This is a genomic window from Alteromonas sp. 5NS40-0096, assembly GCF_057544385.1.
Map to the genome: position 1 here is coordinate 1,176,867 of NZ_BAAJLQ010000001.1, position 19,120 is coordinate 1,195,986.

General features: G+C 45.7%; 18 protein-coding genes. 6 read left to right on the top strand and 12 right to left on the bottom strand.

From position 1 onward, the window contains the following. Positions 1-105 precede the first annotated feature (105 nt). Positions 106-705 carry a Yip1 family protein gene (locus AC27G9_RS05380; protein WP_487071787.1) on the top strand — a complete coding sequence of 200 codons (600 nt, stop codon included), beginning with the start codon at positions 106-108 and terminating at the stop codon, positions 703-705. Positions 706-740: 35 nt separating this feature from the next. On the opposite strand, the gene AC27G9_RS05385 is transcribed toward AC27G9_RS05380, so the two are convergent. Both AC27G9_RS05385 and AC27G9_RS05390 read right to left on the bottom strand, forming a co-directional pair. Continuing rightward, the gene (locus AC27G9_RS05385; RefSeq protein ID WP_487071789.1) at positions 741-1,544 is read right to left on the bottom strand and encodes a DODA-type extradiol aromatic ring-opening family dioxygenase; all 804 of its coding nucleotides are present in this window, start codon (positions 1,542-1,544) and stop codon (positions 741-743) included. A 20-nt stretch (positions 1,545-1,564) separates the two neighbouring features. Beyond that, a complete protein-coding gene (locus tag AC27G9_RS05390) occupies positions 1,565-2,059 on the bottom strand; it encodes a DoxX family protein (protein ID WP_487071791.1) in 495 nt (164 codons plus the stop codon). A gap of 107 nt (positions 2,060-2,166) precedes the next feature. Here AC27G9_RS05390 and AC27G9_RS05395 point away from each other — a divergent pair, with 107 nt between their 5' ends. Then, positions 2,167-3,051 (top strand): LysR family transcriptional regulator, encoded by an 885-nt coding sequence (locus AC27G9_RS05395; RefSeq protein ID WP_487071793.1) that lies wholly within the window; start codon positions 2,167-2,169, stop codon positions 3,049-3,051. Positions 3,052-3,098: 47 nt separating this feature from the next. Here the strand turns inward: AC27G9_RS05395 and purF are convergent, their stop codons facing one another. From purF to AC27G9_RS05445, 10 genes are all read right to left on the bottom strand, one after another. Further along, the gene (gene purF / locus AC27G9_RS05400) at positions 3,099-4,619 is read right to left on the bottom strand and encodes an amidophosphoribosyltransferase (protein ID WP_487071795.1); all 1,521 of its coding nucleotides are present in this window, start codon (positions 4,617-4,619) and stop codon (positions 3,099-3,101) included. 14 nt (positions 4,620-4,633) lie between these two features. After that, the gene (locus tag AC27G9_RS05405; RefSeq protein WP_487071797.1) at positions 4,634-5,122 is read right to left on the bottom strand and encodes a CvpA family protein; all 489 of its coding nucleotides are present in this window, start codon (positions 5,120-5,122) and stop codon (positions 4,634-4,636) included. A 163-nt stretch (positions 5,123-5,285) separates the two neighbouring features. Further along, positions 5,286-5,891 (bottom strand): SPOR domain-containing protein, encoded by a 606-nt coding sequence (locus AC27G9_RS05410; protein ID WP_487071799.1) that lies wholly within the window; start codon positions 5,889-5,891, stop codon positions 5,286-5,288. Positions 5,892-5,916: 25 nt separating this feature from the next. Then, positions 5,917-7,179, bottom strand: coding sequence for a bifunctional tetrahydrofolate synthase/dihydrofolate synthase (gene folC / locus AC27G9_RS05415; RefSeq protein WP_487071801.1), 1,263 nt, complete (start codon positions 7,177-7,179; stop codon positions 5,917-5,919). A 115-nt stretch (positions 7,180-7,294) separates the two neighbouring features. Beyond that, positions 7,295-8,140, bottom strand: coding sequence for an acetyl-CoA carboxylase, carboxyltransferase subunit beta (gene accD, locus AC27G9_RS05420; RefSeq protein ID WP_487071803.1), 846 nt, complete (start codon positions 8,138-8,140; stop codon positions 7,295-7,297). Between the two features lie 207 nt (positions 8,141-8,347). Then, entirely contained in the window at positions 8,348-9,139 is a 792-nt protein-coding gene (gene truA, locus AC27G9_RS05425) for a tRNA pseudouridine(38-40) synthase TruA (RefSeq protein WP_487071805.1), read from the bottom strand. Positions 9,140-9,280: 141 nt separating this feature from the next. Next, positions 9,281-9,619, bottom strand: a complete 339-nt coding sequence (locus AC27G9_RS05430; RefSeq protein ID WP_487071807.1) for a glutaredoxin family protein — start codon at positions 9,617-9,619, stop codon at positions 9,281-9,283. Between the two features lie 346 nt (positions 9,620-9,965). Next, positions 9,966-13,781 (bottom strand): FimV/HubP family polar landmark protein, encoded by a 3,816-nt coding sequence (locus AC27G9_RS05435; RefSeq protein ID WP_487071809.1) that lies wholly within the window; start codon positions 13,779-13,781, stop codon positions 9,966-9,968. 420 nt (positions 13,782-14,201) lie between these two features. Next, the gene (locus AC27G9_RS05440) at positions 14,202-15,218 is read right to left on the bottom strand and encodes an aspartate-semialdehyde dehydrogenase (RefSeq protein WP_487071811.1); all 1,017 of its coding nucleotides are present in this window, start codon (positions 15,216-15,218) and stop codon (positions 14,202-14,204) included. Positions 15,219-15,287: 69 nt separating this feature from the next. Next, positions 15,288-16,439: a 4-phosphoerythronate dehydrogenase gene (locus AC27G9_RS05445; protein ID WP_487071813.1), complete on the bottom strand. Its 1,152-nt coding sequence runs from the start codon at positions 16,437-16,439 to the stop codon at positions 15,288-15,290. Between the two features lie 220 nt (positions 16,440-16,659). Here AC27G9_RS05445 and AC27G9_RS05450 point away from each other — a divergent pair, with 220 nt between their 5' ends. From AC27G9_RS05450 to AC27G9_RS05465, 4 genes are all read left to right on the top strand, one after another. Then, complete coding sequence (locus AC27G9_RS05450) at positions 16,660-17,223, top strand: cytochrome b (RefSeq protein ID WP_487071815.1); 564 nt, start codon at positions 16,660-16,662, stop codon at positions 17,221-17,223. A gap of 66 nt (positions 17,224-17,289) precedes the next feature. Further along, a complete protein-coding gene (locus tag AC27G9_RS05455; RefSeq protein ID WP_487071817.1) occupies positions 17,290-17,631 on the top strand; it encodes a hypothetical protein in 342 nt (113 codons plus the stop codon). After that, positions 17,628-18,224 (top strand): HD domain-containing protein, encoded by a 597-nt coding sequence (locus AC27G9_RS05460; protein ID WP_487071819.1) that lies wholly within the window; start codon positions 17,628-17,630, stop codon positions 18,222-18,224. Before AC27G9_RS05455 ends, AC27G9_RS05460 begins: the two co-directional genes overlap by 4 nt. A 28-nt stretch (positions 18,225-18,252) precedes the next feature. Continuing rightward, positions 18,253-18,993: a PLDc N-terminal domain-containing protein gene (locus AC27G9_RS05465; RefSeq protein ID WP_487071821.1), complete on the top strand. Its 741-nt coding sequence runs from the start codon at positions 18,253-18,255 to the stop codon at positions 18,991-18,993. The last annotated feature ends 127 nt before the right edge of the window (positions 18,994-19,120 follow it).

Sequence of the window (19,120 nt, forward strand, 5' to 3'; positions counted from 1 at the left end):
CACTTTTCATACAAATAGATTGATCTCTGTACAGAATTAAGACACCATGTGTAAAAATAATGTTAAAAATTAACAATAACAAAACAATAAGAATCCGGAGACATTATGATTCTGAACCACCTTTGGGGCATCTACACCCACCCTCGGGAAGAATGGAAAACCATCGATAGAAAACACGAAAATTACTTTTTTGCCCTCAGCCACATCGCAATTATTGCACTAATACCATCGCTTGTTAGTTATTATGCTTCTGCTCATCTGGGCTGGAGCATCGGTGCCGGTGACCCAATCAAATTGACTCAAGAAAGTGCCATGGTCATGAGCGTCGGTATGTACTTTGGGTTAATGGCAGGTGTCGTAGCTTTGGCCATTATGATTCATGAATTGGCAAAGAGTTTTCAAGCCACACCGACCTATACGCAGAGCTTAGAACTAGCAGCATATACTGCAACGCCATTGTTTATGGTGGGCTTTGCAGGCCTATACCCTGCTCTCTGGTTTATCATGATCATTGGCTTTGTAGGTATCGCCTATTCCGTCTACTTATTGTATTCAGGCGTACCTATCCTAATGCATATCCCTGAAGAAAAAGGCTTTATCTATGCGAGTTCCGTCGTCACCTGTGGCCTTATCTTATTGGTTATTCTCATGACAGGCTCAGTGATTCTATGGAGTATAGGCTCAGGTCCGGTATACACCCATTAATCAGAGTGTGAGTGCAACGCCGCCATTCGTTGCACTCACCTTTTTCTCAATGCTTCCCACACCACCATACTCGATTGAATGCCCATTATCTCTACCTGAGTAAGCGCCGTAGGTGTTGTTTTATTGGCACCATAACAAACGTGCAGCGGTAGCAAATGTTCTTCTCTTGGGTGGCAAAAGCGAGCACTTGGTGCAGTATGCCACTCAGTGAGTCGCTGTTGTCGGTGAGCTTCTTCCTTGCAATGGCCCATCAGTGTGTCCGCTAGCCAAGCTTCAAAAGCTAAATTGTGTTGTCGAGTCGTGTCATTGTTTGCTTGCCTAAAGGCAGACATATTGTGAAAAGAAAAGCCTGAGCCAATGAGTAAGGTGTCTTCCGGTGCAACCTCCGCAATCAATCTACCTAGTTCAACGTGCAGATCGGGCGCGAGATTATGGTTCAATGACACCTGTACGACAGGTACAGACGCATCAGGATACATGAGCAACAATGGAACAAAAACACCGTGATCAAAACGCTTTGTCTTATCTAAGCTCGCCTCGATGCAATTGCGCCTTAGGTGTTCGACGAGGCTATCTGCCAGTTCTGGTTGGCCCGGTGCAGGGTAATCAATGTCATAGGCCGGCGCTGGAAAACCATAGTAGTCATGCTCAACACCTGGCAACGCTGCCCCACTGATGCCTATGTCATGACGCTCCCAGTGTGCGCTAATCACCACTATGTTCTTGGGGCGCGGTAACGACGAGGCCAAGTTTTGCAAAAACGCAACCATATTGCGATGCTCGGCGTGGCCCAACAAGGGTAATGGGCCGCCGCCGTGAGAAAGATACACCGTATTCATTGTTCTGCGATGCACCTCTATTACTTAGAACCTGCCACTGTGGCAGCATTGGGCAAGCGTTCACTACTTTGTTGACCATTCAACTTAGCAGTCAAGTAACTGTCCATTGAAAACTTACCTGCGCCTTGAATCGCTAATGACGCAGTAGCCGCCAACAGCACTAACGCGTATTCGTAGCCATTATTTGATAAGAAGAGTCCCCCTTGCCAATGAGCAGAGAAGATGGCAACAACCATAGTAAACGCTAATGCCATCGCAGCCGGTCGCGTCAACAAACCGATGACGAGTGCCAAACCTGCGAAGAACTCGGCACTACCAGCCATCAAGGCCATGAGAAAGCCGGGGGCTAAGCCAATACTTTCCATCCACTGCCCTGTCCCTTCTAAGCCATAGCCACCAAACCAGCCAAACAATTTTTGTGCGCCGTGAGCAGCAAGGACAATACCAATGGGTACACGGAGTATGGTTGAAGAAATGGTGTCTTGTGTTTTGATCAATTGTTGTAAACGTTGCATTGTGATAACTCCAAATTAGTTGAACAATGACAATTTATATTCAACAATGCGTTAAATAAACAACCCCTTCATTGAATGATTCACAACAAATTGTTGTAAATAAAATTATGGATAAAATAGCGAAACTCAGAGCTTTCAATACAACGGTATTGGAAGGCAGCTTCACGAAAGCCGCCGAGGCCTTGGCGATTTCTCCGCAGCTTGTGAGTAAATACGTGGGAGCATTAGAGAATGAACTTGCTGTGAGGCTATTCAATAGAACAACGCGAAAGCTCACCTTAACAGAAGCCGGTAGCCGTTACTTTGCCAAGTCTCAGTCTGTGCTTGAGCAGATAGAAGAATTAGACAACAGCGTCACCAACTTTCAAGCAGAGGTGAAAGGCAAGCTCAGAATAAACGCACCAGTGACGTTTTCTACACAGCATTTAGCTCCCCTGCTACATGCTTATCAGAAAAAATATCCCGATGTGATCATTGATTTGCAACTCAATGATAGGCAGGTAGACCTTGTTGATGAGGGCTTCGATCTTGCTCTTCGAATAGGCCGACTGACGGAATCATCAATGATCGCAAAACGCTTAGCACCAATAAGAGTGGCCTGGTGTGCGTCTCCAAACTATCTTCAACGTCATGGCGAACCTCAGTCGCTAGAGGAATTAGAGCACCACACGGTGCTGCATTATAGCTACGCGTCGGACAAAACCATCAATACCTCCAAAGGCAAAGAAACCTTTATCTGTAACAACGGAGAAGTCATTGTAAAGCGGGCTATTCTCGGGGATGGCATTGTGCTCAAGCCCACTTTTATGGTCGGTGAAGCCCTCAAAACTGGTCAATTGAAACAAATTTTGACAACCCAAGCGCCGTCGCCTGCAGGGCTATACGCCGTCTATCCCAATCGCCACCATCTGCCCGCAAAAGTCAGAACCTTTATCGACTTTTCAGCCGACTTTTTTGATGGTCAACCCAGTTGGGATACGTTTGAGGTATAACTAAAAAGGCCGCATTAGCGGCCTTTTTACACTGTTCCAACAATGGACTAGTTATCCATGTCCATATTGTGCATTTCTAAGTTAGTTAACTCTTCCTGCACCACTGGATTAGATGAGCTTTCACCGCGTGCCATATCAATGCGCTCTAAGTAAGTTTGATTGATGTCACCTGTGATATAACTGCCGTCGAATACAGAGGTCTCAAAACGGCTGATGTCTGGGTTTTCTTCCTTAACCGCTTCAACCAAGTCTTGAATATCCTGGAAGATCAAACCATCGGCTTGAATTAAATCGGCTATTTGGTCAATCTCACGGCCGTAAGCAATCAGCTCATTGGCAGAAGGCATGTCAATACCGTAAACGTTAGGGAATCGAATCTCAGGCGCTGCAGAGGCGAAATACACTTTCTTCGCTCCAGACTCTCTGGCCATTTCGATGATTTGGCCTGACGTAGTACCACGAACGATTGAATCATCGACAAGCAACACATTTTTGCCTTTAAATTCAGAAGAGATCGCATTCAACTTTCTGCGAACCGACTTCTTGCGTTGTGTTTGGCCCGGCATAATAAACGTCCGGCCGATATATCGGTTCTTAACGAAACCTTGGCGGTAAGGCAATTCCAATGTGTTGGCAATTTGCAACGCAACATCCATTGATGTTTCAGGGATAGGGATGACCACGTCAATATCCAAATCAGCCCATTCTTTGGCGATTTTTTCACCCAGTTTACGTCCCATGTTTACTCTCGAAGCGTAAACAGAGATGCCGTCGATGAACGAGTCAGGTCGAGCAAAATAGACAAACTCAAACACGCACGGAGATGTCACTGGGGCTTCTGCACATTGCTGAGTAAATAACTCCCCCGCTTCAGTGATATATACCGCTTCTCCCGGTGCGACGTCGCGAATGAACTGAAAGCCTACCGCATCCAATGCCACACTCTCAGACGCCACCATGTACTCTTCACCCAGTTCCGTCACACGCTTACCCAGCGCCAATGGGCGAATACCATGTGGGTCACGAAACGCCACAATACCTTGGCCGATTATTGCCGCAACGACAGCGTAGGCACCACGGATTTTCTTGTGCACCTGCGTGACGACATCAAATACGTCTTTAGGCGTGATTGTAAGCTCAGTACATTTTTGCAGTTCGTGAGCAAAAATGTTCAACAACAGCTCAGAATCAGAAGTCGTGTTGATGTGCCTTCTCGCAATGCGTGAAACCTCATCTTCGAGTTCATGGGCATTGGTAAGATTACCATTGTGCGCGAATGCAATACCAAAAGGTGAATTTACGTAGAAAGGCTGGGCTTCTGCAGAACTCGAAGTCCCTGCAGTGGGATAACGAACGTGGCCGATACCCATATTCCCAGTGAGTCGCTTCATGTGGCGAGTATGAAAAACATCTCTTACCAATCCATTAGCTTTGCGAAGATTGAACATGTCCTGATCAATCGTCATAATGCCTGCGGCGTCCTGCCCACGGTGTTGTAGCACAGTTAAACCATCATACAGCGATTGAGCAACTGGCGTTTTTCCAACAATTCCGACAATACCACACATTTTGCGTTACCTATTTAAGCGGGTTTTAAAAAACTTGAGCTGTTTTTGACGTATTCAAAGAACCACTCAATGATATCTGCGAATTCGGGGATCAATAGCGATGCCTTCCAACCTTCCGATGAGGCGAATGGTGTAAAGGTATCTGCAAAGAATAATAGTGCGCTAACCACAAGAATGCCTCGCAATGCGCCAAAAACGATACCGAGAACACGGTCGGTACCAGATAAACCGGTAGCTTTAACAAGCTGACTTAGAGTGAAATTGAGCAAACCGCCGAGAATGAGCGTCGCGACAAATAACGCCGCGATAGCCGCGCCGTTTCGCAAGGTATCGTCTTCGATACCGGTGAAGTATACCGCTAAGTCTTGATAAAACTCACTAGCGATAAAAAGAGCGCCAAACCACACGACAAGTGAGATTGCCTCTTTAATGAATCCCCTGACTAAACTAATTAAGGTAGAGACCGCAATAATAGCCAGAATGGAAAAATCTACCCAGTTCATACTGTTACGTCTGCCTGTTGTTATTATGAGTTCAATTGAACCATGCGTCGCTGAGGCGAGATGGCGCGCATTCTAACAGAAGCCACAGAGATTACCAATGCAAATACCGAGACTGGTAGTCAGCCCAAGGTAGAAAAGTGTAACAGCCTTTTTGCACTTGCGTTTAGTTCACGCCAAACGCCGTTACTTTACCTTTCAATCCTGTGACCTCTTGTAGATGAGGAATGGCTTTTTCCAATTTAACTTTATCAATTTCTGGTCCAACGAACACTTTGGTCAAAGGCCCTGAGCTCGTTTCGATAGGCCTGCTGAAAGCGCGATATCCTGCGTCTTCGAGTTTAGCTAACAGTTGCTTGACGTTCTTCTGGTGACGAAAACTACCCAATTGAACGACCCAACCCGCACTTGCACTTTCGGTACTTGGTCTTTCAATGACGGTTCTTGCCGCAAGGTCGTCAGCCGTGACAGGTTTTGTTGTGGAGGCTTCGACAACAGTGTCTACCGCACCTTCGCTTTGCGTGTCAGGTTCAGCATCGTCTATCGCGGGCTCATTCACCACTTCTATGGGACGCTGTGCAGCATTGGCAACCCGCTCAGACGGAAAAGGCTCAGGGTTAACTATTGGCTTTTTACTCGGCGCGCTAGGAACAGAAACGAAAACATCTTCATTTGTCACTTTTTCGCGGTCAAGAAAATCGGGCAAGAAAATAACTGCCAAAGCTACGATGATGATCGTACCCACTAATCGGTTTTGTAACGCTGTGGTCACTAACTCTATTCCTATATTATTCTATTTATTGTGCGTCGACGGATGATTCATAAGCCAATACATCGGCAACCGTCAAAAATGAGCCGAAAACAACAATGACATCCTCGGGTTGCGCGTTTGAAATCGCACATTTATAGGCCTCAGTCACATTGTTGTGAGTCGACTCGACCAATTCTGTTGGCAAGCACTCAGCGAGTTTGTCGCAGGATAGGCCTCGCGGCCCCGCTGTACTGGCGACATACCACATCCCAGGTTTTCTGGTCAGAGCAGAAAGTGTATCGGTAATTACCTTGTCTGCCAACATACCAACGACAAAATGCATCTTTGTACCGTCGTATTTAGATAGCCATGCTGACAATGAGGCGGTTGCTTGAGGGTTATGTGCCACATCGAGAACGACTGTCGGCTCTGATTTCAGTACTTGCATTCTGCCAGGCATGCTCGTCGAATTGATTAAGTGTTGTAATTCGTCGGTTTTAGGCAATAAATCCAGCACACAAAGTGCCGCGAGCGCTGTTGATACGTTTTGTCTTGGTATCTTGGTCTCGGGTAGTGACGCGAATGTCCTACCAAAGCCCTGCCAATCCCATGCACCAACGTCTGCACTGAAAGAGAAATCACGGTTCACCCAATACGCCAGTGACCCTGTGGCATCTACACACTGGGCGAGGGTTTCAGGTGGGTCTAAATCGCCCATGATAACGGGCACGTCTCGACGCATTATTCCCGCTTTCTCAATGGCAATAAGTTCTCGAGTATCGCCCAACCAATCCTGATGGTCGACTCCGATACTGGTGATCACCGCTAAGTCAGTATCGACAATATTGGTTGCATCTAAACGACCACCAAGACCAACCTCCAAAATGACAAAGTCCAGTTGTCGCTGCGCGAACATAACCAAGGCAGCTAACGTACCAAATTCAAAATACGTCAGCGAGATATCCCCTCTTGCGGTCTCCACGGCATTCAGAGCGTCAACATAGTCTTGTTGGGGTAGCATATCGCCCCCTACCCTAACGCGCTCCCGATAATCGACAAGATGAGGCGAGCTGTACACCCCAACTCGTTTGCCTTGAGAAAGTAGCGCTTGTTCAATGAAGCGACAGGTTGTGCCTTTGCCGTTTGTCCCCGCCACAGTAATCACTTTGCCATTGGAAAAGTCTAACGACAGTAGATTGGCTACCGCACGCATACGGTCCAATCCCATATCAATGGTCGTCGGATGAATCGACTCCAAATACGTTAGCCAATCGGACAAAGATGAAGTGGAATTTGGTGAAACAGGCATACATTACTCAGTACTAAAACGGGGCGAAAATGGCAGGTTCAAATGAGCCAATACAAAAGAGCCTCTGTTTTTAGCAGAGGCTCTTTTCAATCACAATAGCTATTGGTAAAAAAGCTTAGGCTTGATAGTGCAACTTTGACAACACGCTATGCAACTTGTCTCGCATTTCACGGCGGTCAACGATCATATCAATCGCGCCCTTTTCCAATAAGAATTCACTGCGCTGGAAGCCTTCTGGTAAGGTTTCTCGAACGGTTTGTTCAATCACTCGTGGGCCCGCAAAGCCAATCAGGGCTTTTGGTTCGGCTACGTTCACATCACCCAACATAGCCAAACTCGCCGATACTCCGCCCATAGTTGGGTCAGTCAGTACAGAGATATAAGGCAAGCCTTTCTCACTGAGTTTTGCCAACGCCGCAGAGGTTTTTGCCATTTGCATCAGTGACAATAGCGCTTCTTGCATTCGAGCACCGCCCGACGCAGAGAAACAAATCAAAGGGCAGTTCGCAGCGATAGCAGCATTGACTGCCTCGACGAATCTCGCGCCAACAACCGATGCCATCGAACCACCTAAGAAGGCAAATTCGAACGATGCCACCACTACCGGCATGCCTTTTAACGACCCTTTCATTACAATGAGTGCGTCTTTTTCATTCGTCGATTTTTGTGCGGCGGTTAAACGATCGCGATACTTTTTAGAGTCTTTAAACTTCAAAACATCTTGGGGTTCAAGGTCGTTTCCAAGCTCTACTCTTTCAGCTTGGTCTAAAAAGCTTTCAATACGCTTTCTTGCAGAGATACGCATGTGGTTATCACACTTAGGGCATACCTCGAGTAATTTTTCTAGTTCTGTCTTGTAAAGCACTGCCTGGCAGCTAGTGCATTTAGTCCAGATCCCTTCCGGTACGTTACCCTTAGTCGAAGTTTGGGTGCGTGGAAGTATCTTTTGAATCCAGCTCATGCAAAAGAATCCTTGTAATAATTCGGTATTAAACTGTGGCTGCCTGTCATTCTTATGGTTGTTTTAGGCGTGCCGATTATCTCCCTATTAGAGCACATTCGGCAGGAATGCCAAACGTAAAACTGGTCTAAGAAGTGAGACTGTATATCATTTACCCATACTGATTGGCACGTCGCAAGTGAGCAGCCGTTTACTTTTTAACCAAAATCAATTTTCGGGTAAAAATAGTGGCCCAAGCGGCCCCTTTGGCAAGGCAAAACTTTCTGGGTAAGTCACGTCGACCAAATACAGGCCATTAGGTTTTGCGGTGGCGGCTGATTGACTGCGGTCTTTTAGCGCGAGCAACCTAGCGATCCAATCGATATCTTGATGGCCACAACCTATCTCGATCAAAGCGCCTGTTATGTTTCTCACCATGTGATGCAAAAACGCATTGGCGCTAATATCGATAATGACATATCGCCCCAGACGGCTTACGTTCACGTGGGTAACGTTCCTAAACGGCGTTTTGGATTGACACAAGGCCGCGCGAAAAGAGGTAAAGTCTTGTTCGCCGATCAGTGCTTGTGCGGCCTCATGCATGCGCTTTTCGTCTAGTGGACGATGCACATGGGTAACGCCCTGTTGCAGAATTGCAGGGCGCTGTGGAGCATTGTAAATAACATAACGATAACGGCGATGCGTAGCAGAAAAGCGAGCGTGAAATGCTTCGCTAACCTCGGTACACCAAGTCACTGCAACACTACTTGGCAAGTTGGCGTTAACGCCAAGCGTCCAAGCTCTCTCGGGCCTGTCAACATCACAATCAAAATGTACAACCTGACCGGTAGCATGCACACCTGCATCGGTACGACCTGCACACTGTAATTCTATTGGCGTGTCTGCCACTTTCGATAGCGCAGCTTCTAGATAACCTTGTACACTTGGGACTTCTCGTTGGCGTTGCCACCCATAATGCGCAGCACCATCATATTCAATCCCCAATGCAATTCGAGCCATTGCCAACCCCATAAAACGAAAAGTGGCTTAGTGTATCGATAAGCGGTTTGGGGCGCAAACCATGAATATCAATAAAGTCTGCTTGTAGCACCATTTATCCGCTTCCCGACACTTGCTCGTATTGGCCTATTTTCAAGCCATTTAGCTATGTTGTTCGCGGCGCTTTTGCAGGTATTCTGCGATATCCGCAGATTCATACAACCATTTGTCTCCATCGGCCTGCGCAATTCTCAAACAAGGCACTTGGCGCTTGCCTCCGTGCCTTACCAACTCTTCTAGGTGGTGTTGGTCTGCCGTGATATTGCGCATGTCCAATACGATATCATTCGCTTTCATAAACGACATCACATAACGACAAAATGGGCATGTTGCACGATAGTATAGCGATAAGTCTTCAAAACCAGAGGTCACTGGTGGGGCAACCTTTTCTTCATTGGTAGAAAAGATTTCACTGAAGGAATGTAAAATTTTGTTAAGCATAAATATAGCCAGTAATGAATATTACGATGAATTCTAAATTCACTAGACCGGATAAATACGGCAAATCATCCAAAAAATTCGGCTGATTGTAGACGCGTTGACTTTTTCGGCAAAAACTCACGGCAGTTTGCAGTTCATTTGGTTAATAGGGAATGACTAAAACACATTGAGTGGGCGAATAGAAACAATAAAGTCGCGAAGGAAAAGTATAAGCCCTGCCCCACTATTTTAAGTCGCTTTGAGTAAGACTGGGTATTGGCGGTAATCTGAATTAAATAGTGTCAGCCAAAACAAAAAAGGCCCAACAAGAACTGTGGGCCTCAGTGTATTTTCAGATTAGCGAGATTCAGCTTTTTAACTTTTGCATTAACGTTGATGCTTCGGTTTTCTGTTCTTCAGTACCATTTTGCAATACGTCGTTAAGCAAGTCTTTAGCACCTTCACTGTCGCCCATCTCTATATAAGCGCGCGCCAAATCAAGGTTCGTATTTTGTCCTGCGTCTTTGTCGATATCGATAACATCGTCGTCATCACCAACGCCGGTAAACTCTGCCAAACTCACATCCAAATCAAGTGGCGTATCATCCAACACAGGTACGTCAGCATCCAAACTCTCGTTCATCAATGTCTCTACGTCAACAAATTCCATTTCATTTGTCGACGCGTCCGTATCAACCTCACTGCCAGCATCTGGGTCGCTCAGCAAGGCTTGAAGGTCGAGGTCTGGATTGTCCAGAGACAGTGCCTCTTCTATTTTTTCTTCGTCTGATGATGTCTCTGATTCTTCAATCGACTCGAGCAACTCATCAAAATCTTGGCTATCTAGCTCATCTAGAATCGCACTGTCTTCTGGCTTGCTATCTGTTGTTAACCAATCATCTAAACCAGGTACGTCTTCAAGTTCAGACACTTCATTGTCTTCAGTCCGAGATTGATTTGTCTCTTGAGGCACTTCTCCATCGACTTCTTGTTCCAGCGCAAAATCGTCAACCGAATCAAACGCTGAATCGAGGATACTGTCGTCAAAGTCATTGTCCGACTGTGTGTTTTCCGACTCCCCAAACGCAGGGATATCATCCATTATTTGTTTGTCAAAATCATCAAGCGCCGCGTCTAGAGGATCAACATCTTCTGATGTCTCGCCCGCGAACACCTCATCCATTGGGGGATCGTCTTGCTCAACAGGGTTGTCATCAAGCGCATAGGTTTCTTCGCTCTCTAACTGCTCTTCAACAACGTCTTCATCGAGCTCGAAGGTCTCATCGCTTTCTAAGTCGTCTTCAACAACGTCTTCATCAAGTTCGAAGGTTTCATCGCTTTCTAGCCCGTCTTCAACAATGTCGTCTTCAAGTTCGAAAGTCTCATCGCTTTCTAAGTCGTCTTCAGCAACGTCTTCATCAAGTTCGAAAGTCTCATCGCTTTCCAACTCGTCTTCAACAACGTCGTCATCAAGTTCGAAGGTTTCATCGCTTTCTAACTCGTCTTCAACAACGTCCTCATCAAGCTCGAGAGTCTCATCGCTCTCTAACTCGTTTTCTACAATGGCTTCATCAAGCTCAAAGGTTTCATCATTTTCTAACTCGTTTTCAACAACGTCTTCATCAAGCTCGAAGGCCTCATCGCTCTCTAACTCATTCTCTACAATATCGTCATCAAGCTCGAGGGTTTCTTCAATTTCAATATCGTCGAGGTCATCGGCAGCGTCTTGCGGTTGTTCTTCTACCTCATATTCAAGTTCATCATCACCAGCGTCTTCCACATCTGGCTCATCAAACTCGAACTCAATATCGTCTTCCACAGCCTCAGGCTCAACGTCCGGCAAACTCTCGAGTTCGTTAAGTAGCTCTTGCGCCAGCAAGTCAGTTTCATCGATAGGCGCTTCTTCTGTAAGCGCCACATCTTCCTCTAGCTCATCCTCGAGTTCAGCTAATAATTCATCTGCAAGTGCGTCTGTTTCATCAACCAATGGCGTGTCAGACGAAATGTCATCTTCTCCGATTTCGTTTTCCAACTCTGCCAAAAGTTCATCAGCTAAGTCTTCAGAAGCATCAAATTCCTGTTGTGGTGTGTCAAAGTCGCTGTCTTCTTCGCTTTCGTCTGACGCTTCAAGTTCATCCAGAAGCTCATTGGTTAGCGCATCATTTTGAGAATCGTTTTGTGCTTCATCTGCTTCCAATTCGCCTAGCAGTTCGCTCGACAATGCATCTAGCTCGTCGATATCTGCGGCTAAATCATCGTCGGTGTGTTCAACAGGATCTTGAGCCTGGAGTTCTGCGATAAGGTCATCGGAAAGGGGGTCATCGAAATCGTCAGCATTTTCAATATCAACGTTCTCGATCTCGTCGGCAAAAGCATCAATGTCCTGTAACCCCATCGCATCGCCATCGGGCTGAGCGGTTTCAATCTCGTCTTCGAAATCGTCATCCTCTCCGGTAATACCCATGGCCTCAAGCTGGTCAATCTCTTGAATGATTTCGTCGGTAATTTTATCCAAATCCTGATTTTGCTGGGTGATCTCTTCATCCAGCTTGTCCAGCATGGAGTCGTCAACTACACCATCCTCGACTGGAATTCTCGACTCTTCTTCGTTGGCCTCGAGCAAATCGTCAATGCTAATTTCAGGCTTTTCATCGTCATCATCGACATCAGGCACAGTAATTCCAGCGCCACTTAATTCATCGTCTAGGGACTCAGCTTCAGTATCGCCACTGTTGCCTGCCAGTAAGGCGTCAATGTCGTCCTCATCGACGATGTCGTCAGCTGGATCGCTAGCCTGCTCGTCGATTTCACTCGACGCCATGGCGATATCCTCAATCTCACTATCATCGAGAACGTCTTCCATGAGCTCTGACTCGGACGTTTGTGCCATTTCATCCAATAGGTCAGTTTCATCGCCTGAGATATCAATACCGTCCAGATCATCATCATCCAATGCGACATCTAATTCATTACCGATATCGGCGTCACCAACGAGGTCATCATCGAACAAGCTATCCAAGTCATCTTGGCCGAGTTCGCTACCACCTTCCTCAAACAAGCTTGAGTCGTCTTCGGGCACCAACATATCGTCTTCAGAAATTTCGGCAAACGTTTCTAGGTCGTCATCTAGCGCGTCTTCCAGTTCAGTTGACAATACGTCGTCCAACAAGTCGTCATCACTGAATAAATCGTCATCGTCTAGCTCTGCCGTATCTAGTTCATCGGTAATGGCAGTAGACAAATCATCCATTTCGGTCGATGGTGCGGGGGCCATTTCTTGTGGCACAGGAGCAACTTGCGGTGCAATCTCTGCAGGTTCTGTCTTGCCTTTACGCAATACTTTCATTACCGCCACAACCACAATAATGATCATCAGCAATGTACCTAGCACAGCCCACACAAGGGGCTGATTCAGCTTGTTGATAATCGACGCTTGTTCGCGGGTTTGTTGGTTTTGTTGTTCTTGCTTAAACAGATCTAGTAGTTCTTTTTGAAGAGCCAACTGCTCATCCATTTGAACTTTTACATCGCCCTCTACTTCAGTTTTGAGGTTCATTAAATCGGTATTTACTTGGTCGATGCGATCGAACAACTTGCGATTCTCATCCAGAAGCGCTTCAAAGTTTTCAATCGATGCAGCAAGTTGCCGCTGTACTTCCTCAAACTGGCGGGTTTGTTCCGTATCTAAATTGGTGAGTTGTTGTTCTAAATCGGCTTTAGTCTCATTCAAATCCGCTTGATTGACCAAAGGAACCGGTGGCTTTATGTTTTTTAAGCTGCTGCCGGGCGCATTGACCTGCTGTGCCCACTCGTTGTCGTCTTGCTCAGCGCGTCGTTGTGCTAGCTCGGCGTCAATACGCGCGACATAACGCTCTGAAGGCAAGCGCAACATCGCGCCATTCACAAGAAGATTTAGGTTTCCATTTTCGAACGCGTCAGGGTTAAGTTCCTGAATAGCAACCATAACTTGGTAAACAGAAAGATTTTGATTTTGACGGTAACGGTTGGCTATACGCCACAGCGTATCATTTGAATCGATGGGGCCATAAACCGTACCAGAATATTGGTCAGTGCTATCTTTTGGCCCTTTTATTTGCGCACGTTGTTCTTGTGCGTCAACCGAAGGAGACTGGGCGACAATTGTCAGCAGTAGTACCAGTGTCCCTATCAAATACAATTTCATAGCGTTCCTATTTACCCCATAAATGAGACTGTTGCATGTGTCTCACAGGTGTGTGTTTTCACTACGTATGGCCAAACACACATTATTGTTTTGTCGAGTTCTCGCTGTGCCTTTCTTATTATCGACAGTTTTTTGACTATCTTCATCTACTTAGGCAATAAACTAGACAGAATATGCAAATATTAGTCCAGCAAAATATGACATCTCGTATGATAAGAAATATAAACCACTTATAAGCAGCGATCTAGGGAATGGTGAGGATTTCTCTTGTGCAATTTCGTTACCGCACAGTTTAGCCGACAATGACGAGCCTTAGCAGTAAGACTTTAGCGTTAGAATAGTAGTGCGCGTCAATCTTTGCGGTCACGCGCCAAGCAAAAAGCAAAGAAGAGCGCAATATCGGCGCCCTTCTTTTCCGTGTTACATATATTCGGCAATCAAGGTTTCTGCAATTTGAACACTGTTCGTTGCCGCACCTTTTCGAATGTTGTCTGAAACAACCCACAAATTAATACCGTTAGGATGAGTAATATCGTTTCTCACTCGGCCTACGTGGGTTAAATCGTTACCACTAGCGCTGCTGACCTGCGTCGGGAATTCTTCACGAGGATCGTGCAGTTTCACGCCCGGCGCTTCAGCCAATAAACGTTTAACTTCTTCTGCATCGATGGGTTGACGCGTTTCCAAGTGAATCGCTTCACCGTGGCCGTAGAAAACCGGAATACGCACTGCAGTGGCGTTAACTTCAACTGAATCATCACCTAAGATTTTCTTAGTTTCCCATGACATTTTCATCTCTTCTTTCGTGTAATCATTGTCTAGGAAAACATCGATTTGAGGGATTGCATTGAAGGCTATCTGACGAGAAAAGGCGTCTGTCTTTACTTCTCTGGCATTCAATAGGTCAGCCGTTTGAGTAGCGAGCTCTTCCATCGCGCTCTTACCGGCACCTGACACAGATTGATAGGTGGCTACGTTGATTCGGTCTATGCCCACGGCTTCATGAATAGGTTTCAATGCCACCATCATCTGAATGGTTGAACAGTTTGGGTTAGCAATAATATTGCGGTTTCTGAAATCGGCCAGCGCATGGCTATTTACTTCTGGCACTACCAATGGAATTTCAGGATCGTATCTAAAGTGAGATGTGTTATCGATAACGACACATCCTGCGTCTGCCGCCAATGGCGCGAATTTTTCAGAAATGCTGCCACCGGCAGAGAAGAAACCAAACTGTACTAGGCCCCAATCAAATTCTTCCGCGTCGAGTACCTCTACGTCCTCACCCTTAAATTTAATCGTACCACCAGCCGAACGTTTACTCGCAAGCGGGTAAAGTTTGTTAATTGGAAACTTACGCTCTTCCAAAATTTCAATCATAGTCTGACCAACCAGACCAGTGGCTCCTAGTACAGCAACATCAAAGGCTTGTGACATAAGGGGAAAAACTCCTCTACTAAACGCGGAAATAGGCCCGCAAAAAATAATAACAAAAAGCGAACAACACTAATCAACAACAACCACTTTAAACCCCAGAGACATCAATTGGGAGACAGATATGTCATCTAGAGATTCGGGCACGTGAACAGTGAAGGCCGAGTATTCGCGACGCACTCGGTATTGCTTACGCAGTGCGGCGAATTGGCTTGATTGTGCCATGCATTTTCGAAAATGCCTATCATCGTCTTGGATATCATATATCGAAAGTAATAGCTGGCACACATCACTAGGCCTTAAACCTTTGTAATCTTTAGCAAAAGCATCAAAATTCAAAGGCGAAACCGGAGGTAGAAATTGTGTCATTTGACAGGTAGTAGGGCTGTTTTTTAAGGCACATATTTGGTCGTAGACCATTTGGGTGCCCCTAATTTTACCTTCTATGGTGTGCCCAGCAATATGTGGTGTAGCCAACCAGACTTTGTCAACGAGGGTCATATCAATGTCAGGTTCATTTTCAAATACGTCCAACACCACCCGTGGGCAATCACTCTGCGCCAACCTTGCTAACAGTGCTTGTTCGTCGACTACCTCTCCGCGACACGCATTGATTAGCAGTTGGTGCGCATTGAGTTGCGCCAATCTGGCTTCATTTACCATCTTTGCTGTGGGGTAATTTCCACCTTGCGTATAGGGAACATGCAAAGTCACAACATCACATTCGAATACGTCATCCAAAGTCCCAAACTCTCTCGGGTCATCTTGAGATGCCAGAATTGGATCGTACAACACGTAATCGATGTCAAATACATCGAGTAGTTTGGTCAACTGAGTCCCAACGTTTCCGGCGCCAACAATGCCGACTCTGATGACGTCTAGGTCAACAAACTTGCCTTTTTCTGCGTTCAGTAGCACGCTAAAAACGTATTGTGCGACTGCGACCGCATTACACCCAGCGGCAGATCCCCAAGCAATGCCTTTGTCTTCTAAACTTTCAATATCGAAGTGGTTAATACCTGCCGTCGCAGTCGTGACATATTGAAGGCGGTTTGCCTGCGCCAATAAGTGTGGATTAACCTTGGTCGTAGATCGGACTGCCAATACATCCACATCAATGAGGTCTTTGGGTTGGATATCTTGCCAACGATATGATGTTGCATTCCCCAATTCAGCAAAGTAAGTGGCGGCATGGGGCATGGTATCTTCGAATAGGATTTTCATGGTGTGCCTGACAAATGTATGGTGGGCGCAGTATCGTAGTGCCGATACAAAATGGCAAGGGGTAAACCGACAAAAAACGTGTATGCGTTAAATGTATTAAATACCGAGACCAGTGGGCAATCTAGACAAGCCTTGGCATTTATAATTTTTCAAATCAATATTGAGGCATGTTCAATAACACATGCCAACCATAACAACACAAATCAATAAAGAGAAAGTCATGCAACGAGATTCGAGTACACAATTAAGCGCTATCACCATTGCTTTGCACTGGGCGGTCGGACTATCCATGATTGCGCTGCTGAGCGTGGGTATTTACATGGAAGAATTTGGTGTCTATGCACTGTATCCGATTCACAAAGCATTTGGTTTTTTGATACTTTTTATCGTAATACCGAGAATGCTTTGGCGTCTTGTCAACGGCTGGCCAACTGCAGCGGGGGATTACACTAAAATTGAACACATATTAGCAAAATTAGTGCACTGGCTATTGATCATTGGCACCTTGCTAATGCCTATCTCAGGTATGATGTTATCAATTGGCGGCGGTCACGGACTCGATGTGTTTGGCTTGGAAATCGCCGCGCACAATACTGACCCCAGCGATCCAAATAAGACGTTAGCTATCAACGAATCGGTCGCCGAATGGGGACACATTATGCATGGACTTGGTGGAAACCTATTAATAGCGGCCATTGTTTTACACGTTGTTGGCGCATTGAAACATCATATTATCGACAAAGACGCAACGCTCAAACGCATGTTTGGTAAAAGCAGCAATTAAAGACTGTAAGCAGTGAGTAAGATTGTTGTAATATAAGGTGAAATAACAACATTATTGCTCACTGCCATGGATATCAAACACTATATCGATAAACTTGATGCTATCTCCCACCTTGAAAGGCACGAACAATTTCCCCTTTTAGAGCAAGCAAAAGCAGAGGGATTAAAGCGCTATCGATTGATAAGCTATCCGACTATCACTTTTTGTTTACCCCTACTTTTTATTCTCGCAGTGGCGGCGATTTATTACGTTATCGCTGGTTTCTCTAGTGTACTCCCCATCGTTGCTATTATCGGCGGTTTGCTCGCCTCAAGGGTGGTTGTTATGCATCTAGACGATAAACTGATACAACAAGGCCTTGAATCGGTTTTGGCGAACCAGAGCACATCTCCAAAGGAAAATGAATGAAGGATTTACACGCGCAGTTAGCGTTTATTCAAGAACTAGACAAACTAAAATCAGTGTATCGCAAAGCGCTAATTAAATGTGACAATAATCGTTACGAAAACAGTGCTGAACACAGTTGGCATGTAGCACTCATGGCACAAGTACTCGCTCCTTATGTCGAAGCTGACGTCGACATCAACCGCGCGGTTACCATGTTATTACTCCATGACATTGTTGAAATTGATGCTGGCGACACGTTCGCATTCGATACTCATGACAATTTGTCTCAGCAAGCAGAAAAAGAATTAAAAGCCGCCGAGCGCATCTTTGGTCTACTGCCATCAACACAGGGCGAACATTTTCTATCGACGTGGTTAGAATTTGAGGAAGCGAAAACCCCTGATGCTATCTTTGCTAAGTCTATGGACAGAGTGCTACCACTCATTCAAAATATGCAAAATGACGGTGGGAGTTGGGCGCAAAATAAAGTGCGCAAACAACAAGTATTAAATCGCAATAAGCACTTGGCTCAATGCGCACCCAAATTATGGCTGTTTGTTCAACAGCAGGTTGATCTCGCCACCCAAAATGGTTGGTTGATTGACAACGACTAACACCATTACATTACTCAAGGAGAGAGACATGCCGTTTTTTATACTGTCAGTGGCTGTCCAAGTCGCATTGGTCATTCATATCGTAAAATCAGGGCGAGACACAAAATGGATTTGGATTGTTGCAATGTTGCCGCTTGCCGGCGCCCTCGCTTATTTCTTCATTGAGGTACTACCTGACATACAAAATAGTCGTGCGGGTCTCAACGCGAAACGCAAGATGAATAAGGTCATTGCCCCCAATAAGGCGTTTAACTCAGCGACCAGAGCGTATTCTCAGTCTGATACCGTTGAAAATAGCATTCGTTTAGGCCAGGAGTGTTTAAACAAAGGCCTCTATGAAGAAGCGGAATCTGTCTTTATGCGTTGTCTTACCGGCATTCACAAAACAGATCCCGAAGTGATGTCAGGCCTTGCTCAGGCACAATTTGGCAGCAAGCAATACAATGAAGTTAAAGCCACTCTTGATGCCTTAATCGAGGCCAACCCAGATTACAAAAGCCAAGACTCCCATTTGTTATATGCGCGCACACTGGATGCCTTGGAAAAAAACGAAGAAGCAATTCATGAATTTGAAACGCTTCACACCTATTATTCAGGGCCAGAAGCAGATTATTATTTCGCGCTTTCGCTTAAGCGCCAAGGCAAAGTTGACGAGTGTTTTGAACTACTGAATAACACGCTATCACATGCACAAAACGCAGGTAAGCACTACAAAACACTTCACAGTGAAACGCTAAAAAAAATAAAATTTGCACTATCAAATAGATAAGCCATTTCTTATCTAATACCACTAAAATTTAATGGTCCTGCCTTGATATACCAAGGTCAGCGGATATAGTTAATAGAGTCGGCTAAGGATATAAACCGTCAATAGTACGCACCGTATATTGGTCCAT

Coding starts and splice junctions, on each gene's coding strand:
- AC27G9_RS05455 (WP_487071817.1), top strand. CDS start 17,290: ATGGATATCAAACACTATATCGATAAACTTGATGCTATCTCCCACCTT.
- AC27G9_RS05430 (WP_487071807.1), bottom strand. CDS start 9,619: ATGCTTAACAAAATTTTACATTCCTTCAGTGAAATCTTTTCTACCAAT.
- AC27G9_RS05465 (WP_487071821.1), top strand. CDS start 18,253: ATGCCGTTTTTTATACTGTCAGTGGCTGTCCAAGTCGCATTGGTCATT.
- AC27G9_RS05385 (WP_487071789.1), bottom strand. CDS start 1,544: ATGAATACGGTGTATCTTTCTCACGGCGGCGGCCCATTACCCTTGTTG.
- folC (WP_487071801.1), bottom strand. CDS start 7,179: ATGCCTGTTTCACCAAATTCCACTTCATCTTTGTCCGATTGGCTAACG.
- AC27G9_RS05440 (WP_487071811.1), bottom strand. CDS start 15,218: ATGTCACAAGCCTTTGATGTTGCTGTACTAGGAGCCACTGGTCTGGTT.
- AC27G9_RS05390 (WP_487071791.1), bottom strand. CDS start 2,059: ATGCAACGTTTACAACAATTGATCAAAACACAAGACACCATTTCTTCA.
- AC27G9_RS05380 (WP_487071787.1), top strand. CDS start 106: ATGATTCTGAACCACCTTTGGGGCATCTACACCCACCCTCGGGAAGAA.
- AC27G9_RS05405 (WP_487071797.1), bottom strand. CDS start 5,122: ATGAACTGGGTAGATTTTTCCATTCTGGCTATTATTGCGGTCTCTACC.
- AC27G9_RS05460 (WP_487071819.1), top strand. CDS start 17,628: ATGAAGGATTTACACGCGCAGTTAGCGTTTATTCAAGAACTAGACAAA.
- AC27G9_RS05435 (WP_487071809.1), bottom strand. CDS start 13,781: ATGAAATTGTATTTGATAGGGACACTGGTACTACTGCTGACAATTGTC.
- AC27G9_RS05445 (WP_487071813.1), bottom strand. CDS start 16,439: ATGAAAATCCTATTCGAAGATACCATGCCCCATGCCGCCACTTACTTT.
- AC27G9_RS05395 (WP_487071793.1), top strand. CDS start 2,167: ATGGATAAAATAGCGAAACTCAGAGCTTTCAATACAACGGTATTGGAA.
- accD (WP_487071803.1), bottom strand. CDS start 8,140: ATGAGCTGGATTCAAAAGATACTTCCACGCACCCAAACTTCGACTAAG.
- truA (WP_487071805.1), bottom strand. CDS start 9,139: ATGGCTCGAATTGCATTGGGGATTGAATATGATGGTGCTGCGCATTAT.
- AC27G9_RS05450 (WP_487071815.1), top strand. CDS start 16,660: ATGCAACGAGATTCGAGTACACAATTAAGCGCTATCACCATTGCTTTG.
- purF (WP_487071795.1), bottom strand. CDS start 4,619: ATGTGTGGTATTGTCGGAATTGTTGGAAAAACGCCAGTTGCTCAATCG.